Raw genomic sequence first — 17,062 nt, 5'->3', positions numbered from 1 at the left:
GCTGCCTCTGTTTGAGGCACTCCGTTTCTCTTTGTAAAAACAAAGAGATGTTGGACTGTTAGGAGGGGTTGATACGAGCATTTCTTGCGCCTCCATGTAGCAACGATATCGTCCTCAACGCTTTTCCGGGTAACGCTTCCTCCGGAGGGATGACATGCAAGAGGAGAACGGTGTCCGTGTTGCGGGGAAAGGCGGCATCCGGAAGCTTCTTGCATGGCGTCCATGACATATCGTAACAAAACAACTTTTCCGGCTAGACTAATGATTTTTGAACACGTAGAATAACGGTGTAAGAAACCCGTACCAGCGCGGAGCCCCGTCGGATGAGCGTGCCGATTTCTCAGGGGAGGGAAGCTGACCGCTGCACCGAGAAGATAACAACAAGGTATAGAGCATGGAACAGATGTGTACAGCCGTATTCGCATTTTTGGAGAGCGCCAGGCCGTTTTTCCAGTACGGCAAACCCCTTCAGGAACTGTTGCCTTTTTTTGTCCGGGCGCTCGGCGGCATCCTGCCCTTGGATGCGCTGGCGATCGTCCGCATGGAAGGGAAAAAAGGCGTGTGCGAGACGGCGTGCTGGAGCGGGGCGCAGCATCTGCCCGAAGTGCTGATGCTCCGTGCCGTTAACGGAAAAGAGTTCCCCAAGACGTTTGATACCCCGTTTTCGGAGGAGGCGCTCACCGCGTTGTTCCCGGAGGAAACGGCCGGAAAGTTCAGCTGGCTGGCGCTGCCCATTGCTTGCGACGCCGATGCGCTCGGCTTGCTGCTTGTCGGCAGGGAGTCCGGAGAAACGGAGTGGCTGGATCGGGAGCAGGATTTTTTACGGCTTGTGTGCGCAATGCTCGGGTTTTTCTTCGCGGGAAAAGCACATTGCGAACAGCAATCGTTTCATATCGGCGTGCTCAATGCGGCGATGGATCAGGTGAAAGTCGGTTTGTACGTCACCGATCCCCACACGGACGCCATCCTGTATATGAATAAATTCATGAAGGATGTTTTTAAGCTCGAACATCCTGAGGGGGGTATCTGCTGGCAGGTGCTGCAATCCGGGATGAACGGGCGCTGCCCGTTCTGCCCTGTGGACAGGCTCATGGCCGACGCGAATCAGAATCAGGTCTTTCGGTGGGAGGAGCGGAACACGCTGACGGGGCGGATCTATGACAACAGCGACAGCCTGATGCGCTGGACGGACGGTTCCCTCGTACACTTGCAGCAGTCTGTGGATATTACGAATTCCCTCCGCATGCACAAGGAGGCGAACTACGACGAACTGACCGGGCTTTTGAACCGCAGGGCGGGGAAGGCCGCGCTTGCCGACGCGCTGGTACGCCTCGACAGGGAAGAGGCTTCCTTGATCGTAGGGATGTTCGATTTGGACAGGCTCAAGGAAATCAACGATCTATACGGCCATGTGGAAGGCGACCGCGCATTGCGCACCATCGCGCAGGAGATGCAGCGGAGCTTGCACGCGCCGGACATGTGCTTCCGGCTCAGCGGGGACGAGTTCGTCGTCCTGTTCCACGATACCAATCGCCACGTCGTGGACGGGCTGGTAACGGGCGTGCTGGAACGGCTGAAGGCACGGAGGGAGCAGCTCCGTCTCCCCTATTCGCTGGAGTTCAGTTTCGGCTGTTTCAAGGTGATGCCGGGGTGTGGGATGACGGTGACCGAGGTGCTCTCAAAAGCTGACGAAAGCATGTATGAGCAAAAGAAACGCGCCCATATCCGCGAAGCGGAACGGCGGCTTCACGAGAAGCAAGTGGGTGGTGGGGATATTCCCCCGGAAGCTCTCGAGTACGATTCGCTGCGCCTGTACAACGCGCTGGTGAAAAGCACCGATTCCTATGTCTTCGTCTCCAACATGAAGACCGGAATATTCCGTTACTCGCCGTCGATGGTGGAGGAGTTCGGCCTCCCGCAGTCCATCGTGGAAAATGCCGCCGCCGTCTGGGGAAGCAAGGTCCACCCGGACGACAAGGCCGCCTTCATGGAGGCCAATCAGGTCATCGCTGACGGGCGGTCCGATTTCCATTGCGTCGAATACCGGGCGAAAAACCGTAAGGGCGAGTGGATCTGGGTCCGCTGCCGGGGCTATCTGGAGCGTGATGAGGACGGTGAGCCGAGCCTGTTCGCCGGGTTCATCACCAATCTGGGCCAGAAGAACAAAATCGATCACGTGACCGGGCTGTTCAACAAGCTGAAATTCGAAGAGGACATCGAGTCCATGCTGGAGAAGCGGCCCGAGCATCCCCTGCATCTGCTCGTCCTCGGTCTGGATGGCTTCAAGCATATCAACGAATTGTATGGCAAGAGCTTCGGGGATGAGATCCTGCGCGTGATCGGCCAGCGGATTCAGGGGATGCTCCCGCTTTCGGCCTCGGTATACCGTTTGGACGGTGACGAATTCGGCATCACGGTGAGCGGGGAACGGTTTGAAATGATGGAGCTGTACCGCTCCCTTTCGGAAAGTTTCCGTTCCCAGCAGGAATACGACGGCAAGAAGTATTTTTGCACCATCTCGGCGGGCAGCGCGAGCTATCCCGAGGACGCCTCAGGCTATACGGAATTGTCGGAGTATGCCAGCCATTCGCTGAAGTACGCCAAAAAGCTCGGCAGGAACCGGATCGTCTTTTTCAGCCGCGCCATCCTCGAACAGGAAATGCGTTCGCTGGAGTTGGTGGAATTGCTGCGCGAGAGCATCGAGCGGCAGTTCGAAGGGTTTGAGCTTGTCTACCAGCCGCAGATAGCCGTGGATACGCGGCATGTGGTGGGCGCGGAAGCGCTGGCCCGCTGGACGTGCACGAAATACGGCTCCGTGTCCCCCGGTGAGTTTATCCCCCTGTTGGAGCAGAGCGGGCTCATCATCCCCTTCGGCAGGTGGGTGTTCCGGGAGGCCGCAGCACAGTGCAAGGCATGGACGAAGAGCCGTCCTGATCTTAAAATCAGTATCAATCTTTCATACTTGCAAGTCGTTTCAAACAGCATGGTTCCGTTTATCAACGACACGTTGAAGCGGCTGGATCTGTCCCCCGCGAATCTGACGGTTGAATTTACGGAAAGCTGCATGATTCGTGAAAATGCCCGTATCAGGGCTGTGTTCGAGAGCATCCGAAACCTCGGCATCCGTATCGCGATGGATGATTTCGGCACGGGCTATTCTTCGCTCGGTATGCTCAAGAATTCCCCCGCGGATGTGGTCAAGATCGACAGGACTTTTGTCCGCGACATCCTGACCAGCCAGTTCGACGCCACGTTCATCCATTTTGTGGTGGCGCTCTGTCATGACGTGAACATCCAGGTCTGTCTGGAGGGCGTCGAGCGCGAGGAGGAATTCGATCGCGTGCGGCTGATGGGGCTTGATTTTATACAGGGGTTCTTGTTCGGGAAGCCCGTGCCTCCGGACGTGTTCGAACGTGACTTTTTGATGAAGAGCAGCGCCTCCGGCTCATTGGAGGGATGATTCACGGCCCCCGGATATGGCGGGTGGGCGGTTTTGTAAGGCCGCATGTGGGAATGTTTTGCTCTGTGCCGATGGGCGGGGGAACGTACCCCCGGCTGTTTGCCGTACGATCTTTTGTGGACGCTTCGGAAGAGGCGGAAGGGAGAGGCGCGTCCGTGCCTCGTGTTTGAAACGGGGGCCCTGCGGCGCTTCTCCCTTTGATTGAAACTCCTCGGGCTTTCCGGTAGAGCAACGCCTGCGGAGGTCGTATGCTTTCTTTCGAAACGACGTGTGCGTTTTTTGTGGCATCATTGCTGATGGCTATGACGCCGGGGCCGGACGTCATCATCGTGCTGACGCAGTCCTCATTGTACGGGATGCGGGCTGGTGTGCTCACGACGCTTGGCCTTATGACCGGGCTGCTCGGGCACACGCTGGCCGTCGCGCTCGGCGTGGCCGTCCTGTTCCAGACCTCGGAGGCCGCGTTCACGGCGTTGAAGTTCCTCGGAGCGGCCTATCTGCTGTACCTCGCGTGGCAATCCTTCCGGTCCGGGGTGTTCCGGGCCTTCCTCACACAGTCTTTGTTCCCCGGATACGGCACGCTTTACCGGCGGGGGTTCCTCTCCAACATCACCAACCCCAAGGTGACGCTGTTCTGCCTTGCGGTGCTGCCGCAGTTCGTGGAGCCGGAACGCGGCCACCCGACGCTCCAGATCCTGTCGCTCGGCGGCCTGTATGAGCTGGCCTGCCTCATCGTCTTTACGGCCATCGCCGCGCTCGGGGGCAGGATGGCGACATGGTTCAACCGTTCCGATCGCGCGCAAATGCTTATGAACCGTATTGCCGGATGCATCTTTCTGGGTCTTGCGCTCATACTGGCCTTTGCTTCACGTTGATTTCCGTACTATCCCGCGTCAGACGGAGGCGGCTCCGAGGGCGGATTCCGCCAGCGGGCCTTACCGGAACCAGCCTTTCCGTTTGAGGGTAATCCACAGGAAAATGGCGAGCCAGACCATGCCCGCCAGCGTGGCATAATAGCCGTATCGCCAGCCCGTTTCGGGCATATAGGCGAAATTCATCCCATAAACGCCGGTGATCAGCGTGAGCGGCATGAAGATCGCGGAGAGGACCGTGAGTTGGCGCAGGCGTTGGTCGGTTTGTTGCTGGAGTACGAACTGGCAGTGCTGGAGCAGCTCGGAAAGCCGCGTCACCAGCCGGAGCGTATTCTTGGCGAGGTGGTTTTGGGCGTCCCGGATGTCCCGGAGCTTTTCGCGCACGGCGTCGGAGAGCATGGCGTGGGGCGTGAGCGCGTGCAGATCGGCAAGGCCATAGAAGAAATCCTCGAACTGGTTGACCAGGTGGTTGATCTGGCGGCGGGTGTCGAGGATGGTCTGCTCGGAGATTTTGCCCGAGGCGTTGTCCACATGCAGGGAAAGGTTCTCGGTCTGGGAGCGGGCTTCGATGAAGTTGCAGATATTCGTTTCCACAAGGCTGTCGAGCAGGGCGATGAGCAGGTCCGAGGCGGAACGGATGCTGGCGGTGTCGCCTTCCGCGAGCTGTTTGCGTTCCCCGTCGAAATTGTAGCCTTCGTCACGGCAGAGGGTGATGACCTCCTGCGCGAACAGGATGAACGTGATGGAGACGGACCGTTTCTGCACCCATGTTTTGCGGGCCGGGACGCTGAGGAGCACATAGTCGTTCCCTGAAAATACCGACGGGAACCGTTGCGAAGACAGGACGCGCCGCCTCAGGAACGGCGGGATTTGCCGCTCCTTGAGAAAATGGGTCAGTTCCTCGCTGGTTCCCTGAATGTCCAGCCAGAGCAGCTTGTCTTCCGTTCCCTTGGCGCCTTCCGTGTCTTTCAATTCCGTATAGGTGCCGTGTGCCAGCGTTATGGCGTGTTGTTTCATTGCTGTCCTCCTGATCCGGTTCTTCTTGGATGATGGTATCCCAGAGCGGAGGTGAAGTCTCCTAGAGACATTGCGGAAGGGGAGGCGGAGGGCGTCGCGTCGCCTTGTTGCGCATGGACGGATGTGGGCGGCGCAGCGTGCCCGTGGAGCCGTTCGCGGATGATGGGTAAAGCCGGAACCTGCGTCGGCGGGAAGGGGACACCGTTTTTTGCTGAAAAAGAGCCGGGTAGGGTGATGAAACGTTTCTTCCGGCTTGCACCCGGCTGCCGAGGCGGGGTTCCCTGCCCTCAGCCCGCTTCTTTCCAACGGGGCGCATTCCGTATATGCTGGCGATGCAACCGGAAGGTCCCCGCCGGGCCGTTCCGGCATCAATCCAACAGTGAGGCGATACCTATGATCACTCTATCCGATTCTGTCCTCGACGATCTGCGGACGTTCCGGGGGCGTAACGCGGCTCGTACGATCCGCATCGAAAAGGGTTCCAGCGGCTGACACAGCACCAACTTTGAACTGGCTCTGGATGAGCCGGAAGAAGGCGACGTGACCGAGGATGTCGGGGAATTTCATTTTTGCATGGAAAAGGCGCTGATGGATCAGGTGGGCGCGGTGTTCATCGACTATGATCCCACGGGCAGTTTCCGTATCTATACGGAAAGGCCTCTGTCCATCTTCACCACGGGCGGTGGGAGCTGTTCCCTGTAAAACCCTGCCCCGCGTTTTCTCCCCCAAGGGAGGCGGCCGTTTCGCGGCCCTTCGGCGCGGGGATATTTCTCAGCGCGCGGCGCGTTAGCGCGTTCATATAATCATTTATCTTTTATTTCAGCGAATTATAAATGGAAAGTCGGGCGTACCGTTCGGCTTTCCTTTTTTTGTGCGCGCCGCGCGGAATGTCCGTGGGCCATGCCGGGCGGGGTCCCCGTCCAAAGGATTCGGCTATGCAGAAAATCCTCCGTATCGATCCGAAAGACAATCTGATTGTGGCTCTGCGCGATCTGGCTCAAGGCGACATCATCGAAAACGACGGGCAACGTATCCAGTTGGTTACGGATGTCCCCGCCAAGCATAAGTTTACCCGGGAACCCGTGCCTGTGGGAGGCATCGTTACGCTGTACGGCGTACCCGTGGGCAAGTCCGTCGCCCCGCTCCAGTCCGGCGAGCGCATCACCGTGGACAACGTGGTCCACTACGCGGCGGAAGTCGACCTGAGCGACGCCGTTCCGTACATGTGGAAGGCCCCGGACGTCTCCCGCTGGGCGAACCGCACGTTCGACGGCGTGATCCGCCCCGACGGGCGCGTGGGGACCGCGAACTATTGGCTCATCATCCCGCTGGTGTTCTGTGAGAACCGCAACGCTCTGAAGTTGCGTGACGCGCTGGAACGGACGCTCGGGTACGCGGGGGACCATCTGGCGGACTTCGCGCGGTCGCTGGTGGGCGGCACGGGCTGCGCGCCCGCGCCCCGGCCTTTCCCGCACATCGACGGCATCCGGGCCATCACCCATAACGGCGGGTGCGGCGGTACGGCTCAGGATGCGTGGACCCTGTGCCGGATGCTGGCCGCCTACGCGGACCATCCCAACGTGGCGGGGCTCACCGTGTTCAGCCTTGGCTGCGAGAAGGCGCAGATCGGGCTGTTTCAGGAGGCGCTGCGGGAGCGGAACCTTGGTTTCGACAAGCCCTGCATCCTGCTGCGGCAACAGGACTGGTCCAGCGAAGTCAAGATGATGGAAGAGGCGGTCCGCAAAACGCTGGCGCATTTCAAGAACGCCGATCTGGTGGAGCGCCGCCCCGTGCCGCTCTCGAAACTCAAGCTTGGGGTGAAGTGCGGCGGCTCGGACGGCTTTTCCGGCATTTCGGCCAATCCTGTCATCGGGGAAGTTTCGGATCGCGTGGTGACGCTCGGCGGCGGGTCCGCTCTGGCGGAATTCCCCGAGCTGTGCGGCGTGGAAGCCAACATGATTTCCCGCTGCATCCGTAAGGAAGACAAGGCGCGCTTCCTTGAGCTGATGCGCCGTTATGAGGCAGCCGCCAACGCTTGCGGGGCTTCCATCTCCGACAACCCCAGCCCCGGGAACATCCACGACGGGCTGATCACCGATGCCATCAAGTCGGCTGGCGCGGCGAAGAAGGGCGGCAAGGCCCCGATCAGCGCCGTGCTCGATTACGCGGAACCCATGCCGGACGCCGGGCTGTCCCTCGTCTGTACGCCGGGCAACGACGTGGAAGCAGTGACCGGGCTCGTGGCCGCGGGCGTAAACGTGGTGTTGTTCTCCACCGGCTTGGGGACGCCCACCGGAAATCCCATTGTGCCCGTGATCAAGGTGGCGACTAATACGGCGGTGGCGGAACGGCTCAGCGACCTGATCGATTTTGACTGCGGCCCGATCATTGACGGGGAACCCATTGCGGCGGCGGCTGACCGGTTGCTCGAAAAGGTGCTCGACACCGCCAGCGGGCGGTACTCCACCAAGGCCGATCGGCTCGGGCAGCATGATTTCCTGTTCTGGAAGCGCGAGGTGTCGCTGTAGCGGGCGGAAAGGCTGGGGAGGGGGTGCCATTCCGGAGAACGGGATCTCCACACGGGCCTCTCTCTTCCGGAAAGAGTTCCCCTCTTCTTTGAGGCCGTTGCCGTTGGCGGGGGCCGCCGCATGAAACGGGGCCGGGATCCCATACAAGGCTGCTTCGCTGGGGCCTGTGAAGGAGGAAGACGATGAGTACGGTATGGCGCGTGGACGCGCATCAGCATTTCTGGCGGTTCGATCCGGCCGCATACGGCTGGATCGGCGATGATATGGCCGTCCTGAAACGGGACTTCCTGCCCGCCGAGCTGCGGTTTGAACTGGACATCCGGCACATCGGCGGTTCGGTGACGGTGCAGGCCCGGGCTTCGGAGGCGGAGACGGACTTTCTGCTCGGGCTGGCGGCGGCGAATCCGTGGATTCTGGGGGTCGTGGGCTGGATCGATCTTCGGGCCGGCGATCTGGAAGCCCGGCTTGAGGCTCGGGCCTCGTCCTCCGTGCTCAAGGGATACCGCCATCAGGTGCAGGACGAGCCGTCTCCTTCGGCGTTTCTGGAAGATGGGCGGTTCAACCGTGGCGTGGAAACGCTCCAGCGGGGGGGCAAGGTCTACGAGGTCCTGGTCCACGCGAAAGATCTGCCCGCCGCCATTGCCTTCTGCGGGCGGCACGATCTGGGGCCGCTCGTGCTGGATCACCTCGGCAAGCCGGATGTCCGGCATGAGAGTGCGGCGGAGTGGGCCAGGCGCATCGCCCCGCTCGCGGAGCAGGAGCATGTAAGCTGCAAGCTGTCCGGACTGATCACTGAAGCCCATTGGCACGGCTGGGACGAGCGGGATTTGCTCCCATACCTCGACGCGGCTCTGGAATGTTTCGGGCCCTCCCGGCTGCTGTTCGGTTCGGACTGGCCCGTTTGTTTGCTGTCCGGAACGTACGATCAGGTGTGCGGGCTGGCCGGAAAGGCCATGGCGTCCCTCTCCGAGGCGGAGCGGGATGCCGTATGGGGCGGCAACGCCTGCCGCGTGTACGGCATCGGCAATCTCTAAACGCAGGAGCATGTCATGGATTTGCGGATAAAGGACAAAGTGTATCTCGTGACCGGCGGCGGTTCCGGCATCGGCGGCGGCATATCCGTTGCGCTGGCCCGTGAGGGCGCGATTCCGGTGATTCTGGGGCGCAGCCCGCTGCAAAAGAGTTTCCGGGCCGAAGTGCGGGCGCTCCAGCCGCTCATGCATTTCATCCAAATCGAATTGACCGATGAGCAAGCCTGCGCGGACGCCGTTCAGGAAGCCGTGTCCATGTACGGGCGTATCGACGGCCTGATCAATTGCGCCGGGGGCAACGACAACGTCAGCCTCGAAACCGGGGTGGAGGCATTCCGGGTTTCGCTTGAGCGCAACCTCGTCCATTACTACACGATGGCGCACTACTGCATCGGGGAATTGAAAAAGAGCAAGGGGAGCATCCTCAACGTCAGCTCCAAGACCGCGCTCACGGGGCAGGGCGGAACCAGCGGCTACACCGCCGCCAAGGGGGCCATTTTGTCCCTGACGCGCGAATGGGCCGCATCCTATCTCAAGGACGGCATCCGGGTGAACGCCGTGGTCCCCGCCGAGGTCTGGACCCCGCTCTATGAACGGTGGGTGAACACATTCCCCCGCCCGGCGGAAAAGCTGGAAACCATCGTCCGCAACATCCCCTTGGGGCACCGGATGACCACGGTGGAGGAACTGGCGGACATGGCGGTGTTCCTGCTTTCGCCGCTGTCGTCGCATACCACGGGCCAGTGGGTTGTGGTGGACGGCGGCTACACGCATCTCGACCGTACCTTGACGGCCCGCTGAGGGAGGTTCGCCGTGAGCCAGATAACCAGTCCCCAATACCGCAAGGCGTTTATCCTCGTCACCACGCTGTTTTTCATGTGGGGCCTGTCCTACGGGCTCATCGACGTGCTGAACAAGCATTTTCAGGTGACGCTCAACGTGTCCAAGGCCCAGTCCGGGCTCATTCAGGCCGCGTATTTCGGGGCTTATTTCGTTGTGGCGATCCCCGCCGGACTGTTCATGGAATGGAAAGGCTACAAGGCGGGCATCCTGTGCGGCCTGAGCCTGTACGCAATCGGGGCCTTGCTGTTCGTCCCGGCGGCGGGCGTCGCAAGCTTCGCGTTCTTCCTGTTCGCCCTGTTCGTCATCGCGCTCGGGCTCGGATGTCTGGAAACGGCGGCCAACTCCTATTCATCGGCGCTGGGTTCCACGGAAACCGCCGAAACCCGCCTGAACCTTTCCCAGTCCTTTAACGGGCTTGGGCAATTCACCGGGCCGCTGCTCGGGGGGCTGCTGTTCTTCGGCGGCGACGAGGCCAGCGGCGGAGGCGGGCTTGATGCCGTCAGGATGACCTATGTGGGCATCGCCTGCGTGGTGATCCTGCTGGTCATTTTGTTCGCCAAGGCCGAACTGCCCGATTTGCGGAGCAGCGAGGAGGCGGACGAGGCGGCCATGATGAAACATTCCCTGCTGGCCCATAAGGAATTCGTCGCCGGGGTGGCGGCGCAGTTCCTCTATGTGGCGGCGCAGGTCGGCATCGGGGCGTTCTTCATCAACCTGTACATCGAGTGCTGGCCCGGCGGCACGGCGCAGCAAGGCGCGTTCTTCCTGTCCATCGCCATGCTCTGCCTGCTGATAGGCCGTTTCGTGAGCACGGGCATCATGACCAAAATCGCGCCCGCGAAACTGCTCGCGGTGTACGGCGTCGTATGCGTGATCCTGACGGGGGTGGTGTTCACGGCCGTCGAATACGTGTCGGTCATCGCGCTCATCGCGGTGTTCTTCTTCATTTCCATCATGTTCCCGACCATTTTTGCGATGGGGACCAAGAACCTCGGGACCCGCAAGAAGCTCGGCGGCTCGTACATGATCATGGCTATCGTGGGCGGGGCGATCATGCCGTATTTTATGGGGCTGATCGCGGACTACACGCACACCGCGGCGGCGTTTCTCCTGCCGCTGTGCTGCTTCGTCTGCGTCGTCCTGTACGGTGCGGCATATGGGCGGCTGGTAAAGGAATGACAGGGAGGAGGGGACTTCCCCCTCCCGTTTCCAAAGCTTTCGCCTGATGGGGAGTTGTCCGTTTTCGCGGACGCGCCGCGCCGTCCCATGCATGGGGGGATTGCGCGGCCGCTCGCTCCCCATCAGCCGAAAGCTTTGGAAACACCCTCTTCGTGCAACAGTGCGGTCAAAGGAGCGAATCATGCCGGAAAACAAGAAAAAATATACGGGAGCGTGGTGCCCTTCGATCACGCCGTTTGACGCGGACGGGAAGCTTGATCTTGCCGCGCTGGAAAAGCATTTTTCCCGGCTGTCGGAAGCCGGGACCGACGGCGTCCTGCTGATGGGGAGCATCGGGGAGTTCACGGCCCTGAGCATGGACGAGCGGGTCAGCCTGATCCATGCGGCGCGGACCATGACCCACTTGCCGCTGATCGCCAACGTGTCCGGCACCTGCATGGAAGACATGACGCGTCTGGCGGATGCTGCCTATTCGGAAGGCTATGAAGCGGTCATGGCCTTGCCGCACTACTATTTCGCCCAGACCCCGCGCCAGCTTGAGGCGTATTTCGATACGTTGGGCGGGCGTTTCGAGGGCGAGTGGCTCATCTACAATTTCCCGGCGCGCACGGGGTGCGACGTGGACGCGGCCCTGATCGCCAAGCTCGCCGCCCGGTTCCCCCGGTTCATGGGGGTGAAGGATACGGTGGACTGCGCCTCGCATACGCGGGCCATCGTGCGGGCCGTGGCCGAGGTGCGCGAGGACTTTTCGGTGCTGTGCGGGTTCGACGAGTATTTCATCCCCAACCTGATGAACGGCGGGGACGGTGTGCTGTCCGGGCTGAACAACGTGGTCCCCGAGTTGTTTACGCAGGCGAAAACGGCGTTCCGCTCGGGGCAGTTCGAGGATCTGTGCGCGGCGCACAGGGAAATCGGGCGGCTTTCGTCCATCTATACGATAGGCGACGACTTCGTGACGACCATCAAGGCCGCCGTCGCCGCCAAGTTCGGCGGGCTGGAGCCCGTTTCCCGGGGATACGGCGGCGCGCTCGACGATACGCAGCTTGGCGCGGTGAAACGGCTGTTCGGGGTATAGGCCGTCCGGCGCGGCCTGTGGACAACGGGCCGCGCCGAACGTATGTTCAGGAACTGCGCCCGCGGAAGAACGCGGGCCTTTTTCCCTGAATCAGCCTTCGGACAGGATCATGTTTACAGACATTCATACGCACGCTTTTCACCCGAAAATCGCCCGCCATGCGGTGGAACATCTTAACGAAGCCTATCAGCTCGACTGCGTGGGCGAAGGGACCATCGCCGATCTGCTGCTGCGGGAAAAGCGTTCCGGCATAGGCCGCTGTGTGGTGCTGTGCGCGGCCACCACGCCGGGGCAGGTCGTCCCGGCCAATGACTACGCCGTCACGCTCCAGCGCGAGCACCCCGAAGTGACGGCTTTCGGCACTCTGCACCCCGGTTACGAAGCGTGGGAGAGCCAGCTGGAACGCCTGAAGGCGGCGGGCATACGCGGGCTCAAGCTCCATCCCGATTTCCAGCATTTCTGGCTGGACGATCCCCGGCTCCTGCCCATGTTCGAGGCCGCACAGGACGATTTCATCTTCCTGTTCCATATCGGGGACAACGTACCGCCGGAAAAGAATCCTTCCTGCCCGTACAAGCTGGCGGCGCTGTTGGATCGTTTCCCGCGCCTCCGCTGCATCGCCGGGCATCTCGGCGGGTATCATCAGTGGGAACACTCCCTCAAGGCGCTCGTGGGGCGCGACGTGTGGCTGGATACTTCAAGCTGTACCCCGTTCATCCAGCCCGATCTTCTCAAGGCCATCCTCCACAAGCATCCGCAGGATCGCATCTTGTTCGGCAGCGATTACCCGCTGTACGATCCGGGCGACGCCATGATGCACCTCCAGGAAAAGGCGGAACTCGGCGACGCGGATCTGGACCGCTACTGCAGCAACGCCGACGCTCTGTTCGCATAAAAAAAGGAAGCGCTTTCCGAAGAAAGGCTTCCCTTCATACTTTTGGGCCGTGTATCAGACTTTCCCGAAGGGGCACTTGGGGAACGTGCAGACTTTGCATTCCATGCACAGGCCGCCGTTGCCGATCTTGGCGAGATCGAGGCGGGTGATGGGCACCCCGGCGAGCATACGGGGCAGGATGATGTCGAAAACGGTGGTCTTGAAGAACAGCGCACACGCGGGCACGCCGATGATCTGCGCGCCGCCGATGCGGCCGATGAGGGTCATGGTCCCGGGCAGCGCGGGCACGCCGTAGAGGGTGTCCGTAAGACCCGCCTCGGTGAGGCCCTTGCGGGTGAGGTCGTCGGGATCGACGGACATGCCCGCCGTGGTGACGATGAAGTCCGCCCCGGCGTCAAGCAGGTCGCGCACGCCCTGAACGATGAGATCCGCGTCATCCGGGGCAAAGAGCGTCTTGACCACCTCGCAGTGGTGCTGCTGCGCTTTCTGGGTGATGATGGGTGCGAAACGGTCCTCGATCAGCCCCTGAAACACTTCGGTCCCGGTCACGAGGATGCCGATTTTGGCCTTGCGCATGGGCACGACTTTGAACAGCGGGCCGTCTTCCAAAACGGAAAGCGCCTTGAGGAACCCGGGGCGGGACAGGAACAGCGGAATGGCCCGGCTTCCTGCAAGCCGCGTCCCGGCGGTGAGCACGCTGTAGTTGTGGCGCGTACAGCACATCACGTCGGGCACGAGGTTGAAGCGCTCGAGGCGCTCCGTGTCCACCAGCAGCATCCCGTCGCGCGTAGCCCGGAAGTTGACCTTGCCTTCGCGCGGGGTGGCTTCCACTTCCACGCCGTCGCCGGGCATGAGCCGGGCGAAACCGCGGGCGGCGTCGTCCTCATGCACCCAGCCTTCGGGATGCGGCGTGTTTTCCTGAACGTAGACGCGGTTTTTGCCCATTTGCTGGAGGCGGCAGATGTCTCCGGCCGAAAGCTCCTGCCCGGCGACGAACGCGGCCCCCTTTTCCTTGCCCGGGATGATCTGCGTCATGTCGTGCAGGGCGTGCTTGCCGACCGCCTCCTCGACCGGGATCGGGACGGGAGCGGGCATACGGGGCTGCTGCGACAGGGCGAAGCCGGGGCCGTCCTCATACGGGGACTGTCCCTGGCAGGAGCGGCAGATCCCGCCGTAGGAGGCGGGGTAGTGGGAGCCGCAGAGCGGGCAGCGGGTGATCGCCCCGAACGAACGGTGCCCGAGCATGTCCTGACGGATGCGGACCTTGCGGAACGAGAGGATCGACTCGCCCGCTTCCTTGATCTGGGCCTGCAGCCGTTCGGTATCCTGCTCCTTCTTGGGGCGCTCCTTGAGGAACCAGCTGCGGATGGCGTCGTAGGGCTCCAGCTTGTCGTTGTCGAGCTCGACGCGGACGCCTTCGCCGGTAGCTTTGTCGTACAGGGTCACCGCGTAAATGCCGAAGGGCAGGACGCGAAGCCAGCCGTTGCCGAACGTGCACGGCGTAAGCAGCTGCACGGCGTCGGGAAGGCAGTGGGCCGTTTCACTGACGGCGTCGTACAGGACGCCTTCCGGCATGTGGCGCTTGGCAAGCTCCACCATGTAGCCGCCGATGATCAGGCCGGGAGCGGGATACCCGTGAAAGGCACGGGCCTCTTCCATGAATTCTTCATGCGTCCGGGAGCCGATGGACATGGACACCTCGCAGGGCTAGGGCGTTATTGCAGCAGCGGGCGTTCGGGAGCGTCCTGATTCATCAGGTTCTCCACGGTGATGCCCTGAGGAGGCGTGAACTGGAAGGTTCCGGCCTTGATGGACGCATCGGGCGTCAGCGAGGTCAGGGCCACTTCATTGGTATTGCCGTAGAAGTCCAGAATCTGCGCCTTCTTGATCAACTTCGTGCCCTTGTCCACCCAGAGGAGCGCTTCCACAAGCTGCGGAGAAGGATCTTTGGGGTAGAGCCGGAGCACGGCCAGTCCGTTGTCGTCCGGCTCGGCCTCGACGGTGAAATCCTTGTCGAGGCGGCTCTGGCCGGTGATGACCTGAATGATGGAGCGGGAGTCGTGGACCACTTCCGGCGAATACTGGTAGGCCAGCTCCTCGTCGGGCAGGTAGTCCCATACGTCCTTGTCCGTGATGACCAAAAGTTCCGCATGGGGGGCTTTGGTCTCCCAGCGGACCCGGAGCGGCTTCTGGAAGGCGAGGGTGCCCTGGCGGGTTTCCTCGGAGCCGCTTTCCTGATGGACGAGGCGTTGGGTGAATTCAGCGGTAAAGGACTGCATCGACTCATATTTTTTCTGCATCTCTCCCGTAATGGCGGGAGCCGCCGCGTGCGAAGCGCCCGCGCTGATCAGCAGCAGGGCCGCGGCGCAGGCAAAAAGGGTCGAGAAACGCATGATGATCTCCTGAAAAAGAGTGTCTGATACGGAACGCATCAACTGTCTTGCCGCAACGACCGGCGGACCATGCCGCCGTACTCTGGGAAGCCTGCTCGGGCCCGTGAGGGGTGCCACTCGTGCGTTCCCTTCTCAAAAAGGGCCATTTGCCGCACATTCTCCAGCCGCCGATGGGCGCGAACAGGAGGGCAGGCCCGGGAAAGGGCGTATAGAACGCGCTCCTCTCCCGGATAAAAATCAATCCATCCGCACAGTTCTGGCTTTGTTGGCGCGGGAAGCGGGCGGCAGGATGCCTTCCTCCTCCATACGTTCGACGAAGCGTGCGGCTTTGTTGAAGCCGATACGGAAACGCCGCTGGAGCAGGGAAATGGACATGCGGCCCTGTTCCTGCACGAAGGTCACGGCCTCGGCATACAGGGATTCCTCATCCGAACTGCCCGGCCCGGAAGCCGGAGCGGAGGACGCCTTGGCGTTTTCCGCGAGGGACGTGCCCCATTCGGTGAAATCCACCTCGTATTGCGGCGCGCACTGGCGTCTCCAGTGATCGGCCACGGCCTGCACCTCGTCGTCGGTGACGAAGGGACCGTGCAGGCGCTGGAGTTTGCCGCCCGTAGGCTTGAACAGCATGTCGCCCTTGCCGAGGAGCTGTTCGGCTCCGGCCGTATCGAGGATGGTGCGCGAGTCGTACTTGTTGGCGACCTGAAACGAGACGCGGCACGGGAAGTTCGCCTTGATGAGGCCCGTCACCACATCCACGCTCGGGCGCTGCGTCGCCACGATGAGGTGGATGCCCGCGGCACGGGCAAGCTGGGCGAGGCGCACGAGGCAGCCTTCCACGTCCTTGCCCGCCGTGAGCATGAGATCCGCCAGTTCGTCAATGACGATGACAAGGTAGGGCATGGGCTTGAGGTCCGCGTATTCCTGCGGCCTTTCGTCGCCGAACGAAGCCAGCTTCTTATTGTAGTCCTTGATATTCTTGACCCCGAACTTGGCGAGGCAGTCGTAACGGCTGTCCATCTCGGCCACGGCCCATTCAAGCGCCGTCTTGGCGAGGGAGGTTTCCGTCACCACGGGATGCACGAGATGCGGCAGATCCGCATACATCGCCATTTCCACGCGCTTGGGGTCGATCATCATGAGCTTCACCTCATCCGGCGATGCCTTGTAGAGGAAGCTCACCAGCACGGAGTTGAGGCATACGCTTTTGCCCGAGCCCGTCGTACCGGCGACGAGCACATGGGGCATGGTGGCGAGATCCCGGACGGCGGGGCGCCCTTCGATGTCCTTGCCCAGGGCCATCGTCAGCAAGGACGGCGCACTCTGGAAGGCTTCCGACTGGATCAGCTCGCGGAAGTTGACGGTGGAGCGGTTCAGGTTGGGGATTTCCACGCCCACGGTGTCGCATCCCGGCACAGGGGCCTGGATACGGATGGCTTCGGCCTTGAGGCTGCGGGCAAGGTCGTCGGTCAGGTTGGTGAACCTGCCCACGCGGACGCCCGGGGCGGGGCGGATTTCAAACAGCGTGATCACCGGGCCGGGCGTCACCCGGACCAGTTCACCCTGAATATTGAATTCGGCGAGGCAGTTCATCAGGCCGGCGCTCTGTTCCTCCAGCACTTCCCGGGAGGGCAGGGAATCGCTCTGCTGCGGCTGCTGGAGCAGGTCCAGCGAAGGCATGGGATAGGAGCGTTTGCGCAGGGCCGGTTTCGCTGCGGCGGGAGCCGTTCCCACGGGCGCGTCGATGCGGGGCTGCGCGGTTTGGGCCGGAG

The 17,062-nt window shown here is 61.7% G+C and carries 13 protein-coding genes; 9 read left to right on the top strand and 4 right to left on the bottom strand.

The window, feature by feature from the left end; genetic code table 11:
• Positions 1–394 precede the first annotated feature (394 nt).
• Both HMPREF0178_RS05405 and HMPREF0178_RS05400 read left to right on the top strand, forming a co-directional pair.
• Positions 395–3,460 carry an EAL domain-containing protein gene (locus tag HMPREF0178_RS05405; protein ID WP_009379687.1) on the top strand — a complete coding sequence of 1,022 codons (3,066 nt, stop codon included), beginning with the start codon at positions 395–397 and terminating at the stop codon, positions 3,458–3,460.
• A 248-nt stretch (positions 3,461–3,708) separates the two neighbouring features.
• A complete protein-coding gene (locus tag HMPREF0178_RS05400) occupies positions 3,709–4,335 on the top strand; it encodes a LysE family translocator (RefSeq protein WP_009379685.1) in 627 nt (208 codons plus the stop codon).
• A 60-nt stretch (positions 4,336–4,395) separates the two neighbouring features.
• On the opposite strand, the gene HMPREF0178_RS05395 is transcribed toward HMPREF0178_RS05400, so the two are convergent.
• A complete protein-coding gene (locus tag HMPREF0178_RS05395; protein WP_009379683.1) occupies positions 4,396–5,349 on the bottom strand; it encodes a magnesium transporter CorA family protein in 954 nt (317 codons plus the stop codon).
• Positions 5,350–5,889: 540 nt separating this feature from the next.
• On the opposite strand from HMPREF0178_RS05395, the gene HMPREF0178_RS21945 reads away from it, so the two are divergent.
• The 7 genes from HMPREF0178_RS21945 to HMPREF0178_RS05365 all read left to right on the top strand — a co-directional run bounded on the left by HMPREF0178_RS21945 (position 5,890) and on the right by HMPREF0178_RS05365 (position 12,900).
• Positions 5,890–6,051, top strand: coding sequence for a hypothetical protein (locus HMPREF0178_RS21945; protein ID WP_009379680.1), 162 nt, complete (start codon positions 5,890–5,892; stop codon positions 6,049–6,051).
• A gap of 233 nt (positions 6,052–6,284) precedes the next feature.
• Positions 6,285–7,877 carry a UxaA family hydrolase gene (locus HMPREF0178_RS05390; RefSeq protein ID WP_009379677.1) on the top strand — a complete coding sequence of 531 codons (1,593 nt, stop codon included), beginning with the start codon at positions 6,285–6,287 and terminating at the stop codon, positions 7,875–7,877.
• Positions 7,878–8,059: 182 nt separating this feature from the next.
• A complete protein-coding gene (locus tag HMPREF0178_RS05385; RefSeq protein WP_009379671.1) occupies positions 8,060–8,911 on the top strand; it encodes an amidohydrolase in 852 nt (283 codons plus the stop codon).
• A 15-nt stretch (positions 8,912–8,926) separates the two neighbouring features.
• Positions 8,927–9,709, top strand: coding sequence for an SDR family oxidoreductase (locus HMPREF0178_RS05380; protein WP_009379669.1), 783 nt, complete (start codon positions 8,927–8,929; stop codon positions 9,707–9,709).
• Between the two features lie 12 nt (positions 9,710–9,721).
• Entirely contained in the window at positions 9,722–10,930 is a 1,209-nt protein-coding gene (locus HMPREF0178_RS05375; RefSeq protein ID WP_009379667.1) for a sugar MFS transporter, read from the top strand.
• A gap of 181 nt (positions 10,931–11,111) precedes the next feature.
• Positions 11,112–12,005, top strand: coding sequence for a dihydrodipicolinate synthase family protein (locus HMPREF0178_RS05370; RefSeq protein WP_009379666.1), 894 nt, complete (start codon positions 11,112–11,114; stop codon positions 12,003–12,005).
• A 109-nt stretch (positions 12,006–12,114) separates the two neighbouring features.
• Entirely contained in the window at positions 12,115–12,900 is a 786-nt protein-coding gene (locus HMPREF0178_RS05365; protein WP_009379665.1) for an amidohydrolase family protein, read from the top strand.
• Between the two features lie 54 nt (positions 12,901–12,954).
• Here HMPREF0178_RS05365 and HMPREF0178_RS05360 read toward each other — a convergent pair whose 3' ends face one another.
• The 3 genes from HMPREF0178_RS05360 to HMPREF0178_RS05350 form a co-directional block, all read right to left on the bottom strand.
• The gene (locus tag HMPREF0178_RS05360; protein WP_009379664.1) at positions 12,955–14,592 is read right to left on the bottom strand and encodes an FmdE family protein; all 1,638 of its coding nucleotides are present in this window, start codon (positions 14,590–14,592) and stop codon (positions 12,955–12,957) included.
• 23 nt (positions 14,593–14,615) lie between these two features.
• Entirely contained in the window at positions 14,616–15,293 is a 678-nt protein-coding gene (locus HMPREF0178_RS05355; RefSeq protein ID WP_009379663.1) for an outer-membrane lipoprotein carrier protein LolA, read from the bottom strand.
• Positions 15,294–15,530: 237 nt separating this feature from the next.
• Positions 15,531–17,062 (bottom strand): DNA translocase FtsK (locus HMPREF0178_RS05350; protein ID WP_009379662.1); only part of this gene is annotated, 1,532 nt, incomplete at its 5' end.

Source organism: Bilophila sp. 4_1_30, from assembly GCF_000224655.1.
GTDB lineage: Bacteria > Desulfobacterota > Desulfovibrionia > Desulfovibrionales > Desulfovibrionaceae > Bilophila > Bilophila wadsworthia.
Note: the sequence above shows the minus strand (reverse complement) of the source record. Positions and strands in the feature narration are given on the sequence as shown.

Bases quoted from the DNA above. Each gene is read 5' to 3' on its own strand.
- HMPREF0178_RS05405 (WP_009379687.1), top strand. From the start codon at position 395: ATGGAACAGATGTGTACAGCCGTATTCGCATTTTTGGAGAGCGCCAGG.
- HMPREF0178_RS05385 (WP_009379671.1), top strand. From the start codon at position 8,060: ATGAGTACGGTATGGCGCGTGGACGCGCATCAGCATTTCTGGCGGTTC.
- HMPREF0178_RS05390 (WP_009379677.1), top strand. From the start codon at position 6,285: ATGCAGAAAATCCTCCGTATCGATCCGAAAGACAATCTGATTGTGGCT.
- HMPREF0178_RS05400 (WP_009379685.1), top strand. From the start codon at position 3,709: ATGCTTTCTTTCGAAACGACGTGTGCGTTTTTTGTGGCATCATTGCTG.
- HMPREF0178_RS05355 (WP_009379663.1), bottom strand. From the start codon at position 15,293: ATGCGTTTCTCGACCCTTTTTGCCTGCGCCGCGGCCCTGCTGCTGATC.
- HMPREF0178_RS05360 (WP_009379664.1), bottom strand. From the start codon at position 14,592: ATGTCCATCGGCTCCCGGACGCATGAAGAATTCATGGAAGAGGCCCGT.
- HMPREF0178_RS05370 (WP_009379666.1), top strand. From the start codon at position 11,112: ATGCCGGAAAACAAGAAAAAATATACGGGAGCGTGGTGCCCTTCGATC.
- HMPREF0178_RS05380 (WP_009379669.1), top strand. From the start codon at position 8,927: ATGGATTTGCGGATAAAGGACAAAGTGTATCTCGTGACCGGCGGCGGT.
- HMPREF0178_RS05365 (WP_009379665.1), top strand. From the start codon at position 12,115: ATGTTTACAGACATTCATACGCACGCTTTTCACCCGAAAATCGCCCGC.
- HMPREF0178_RS05395 (WP_009379683.1), bottom strand. From the start codon at position 5,349: ATGAAACAACACGCCATAACGCTGGCACACGGCACCTATACGGAATTG.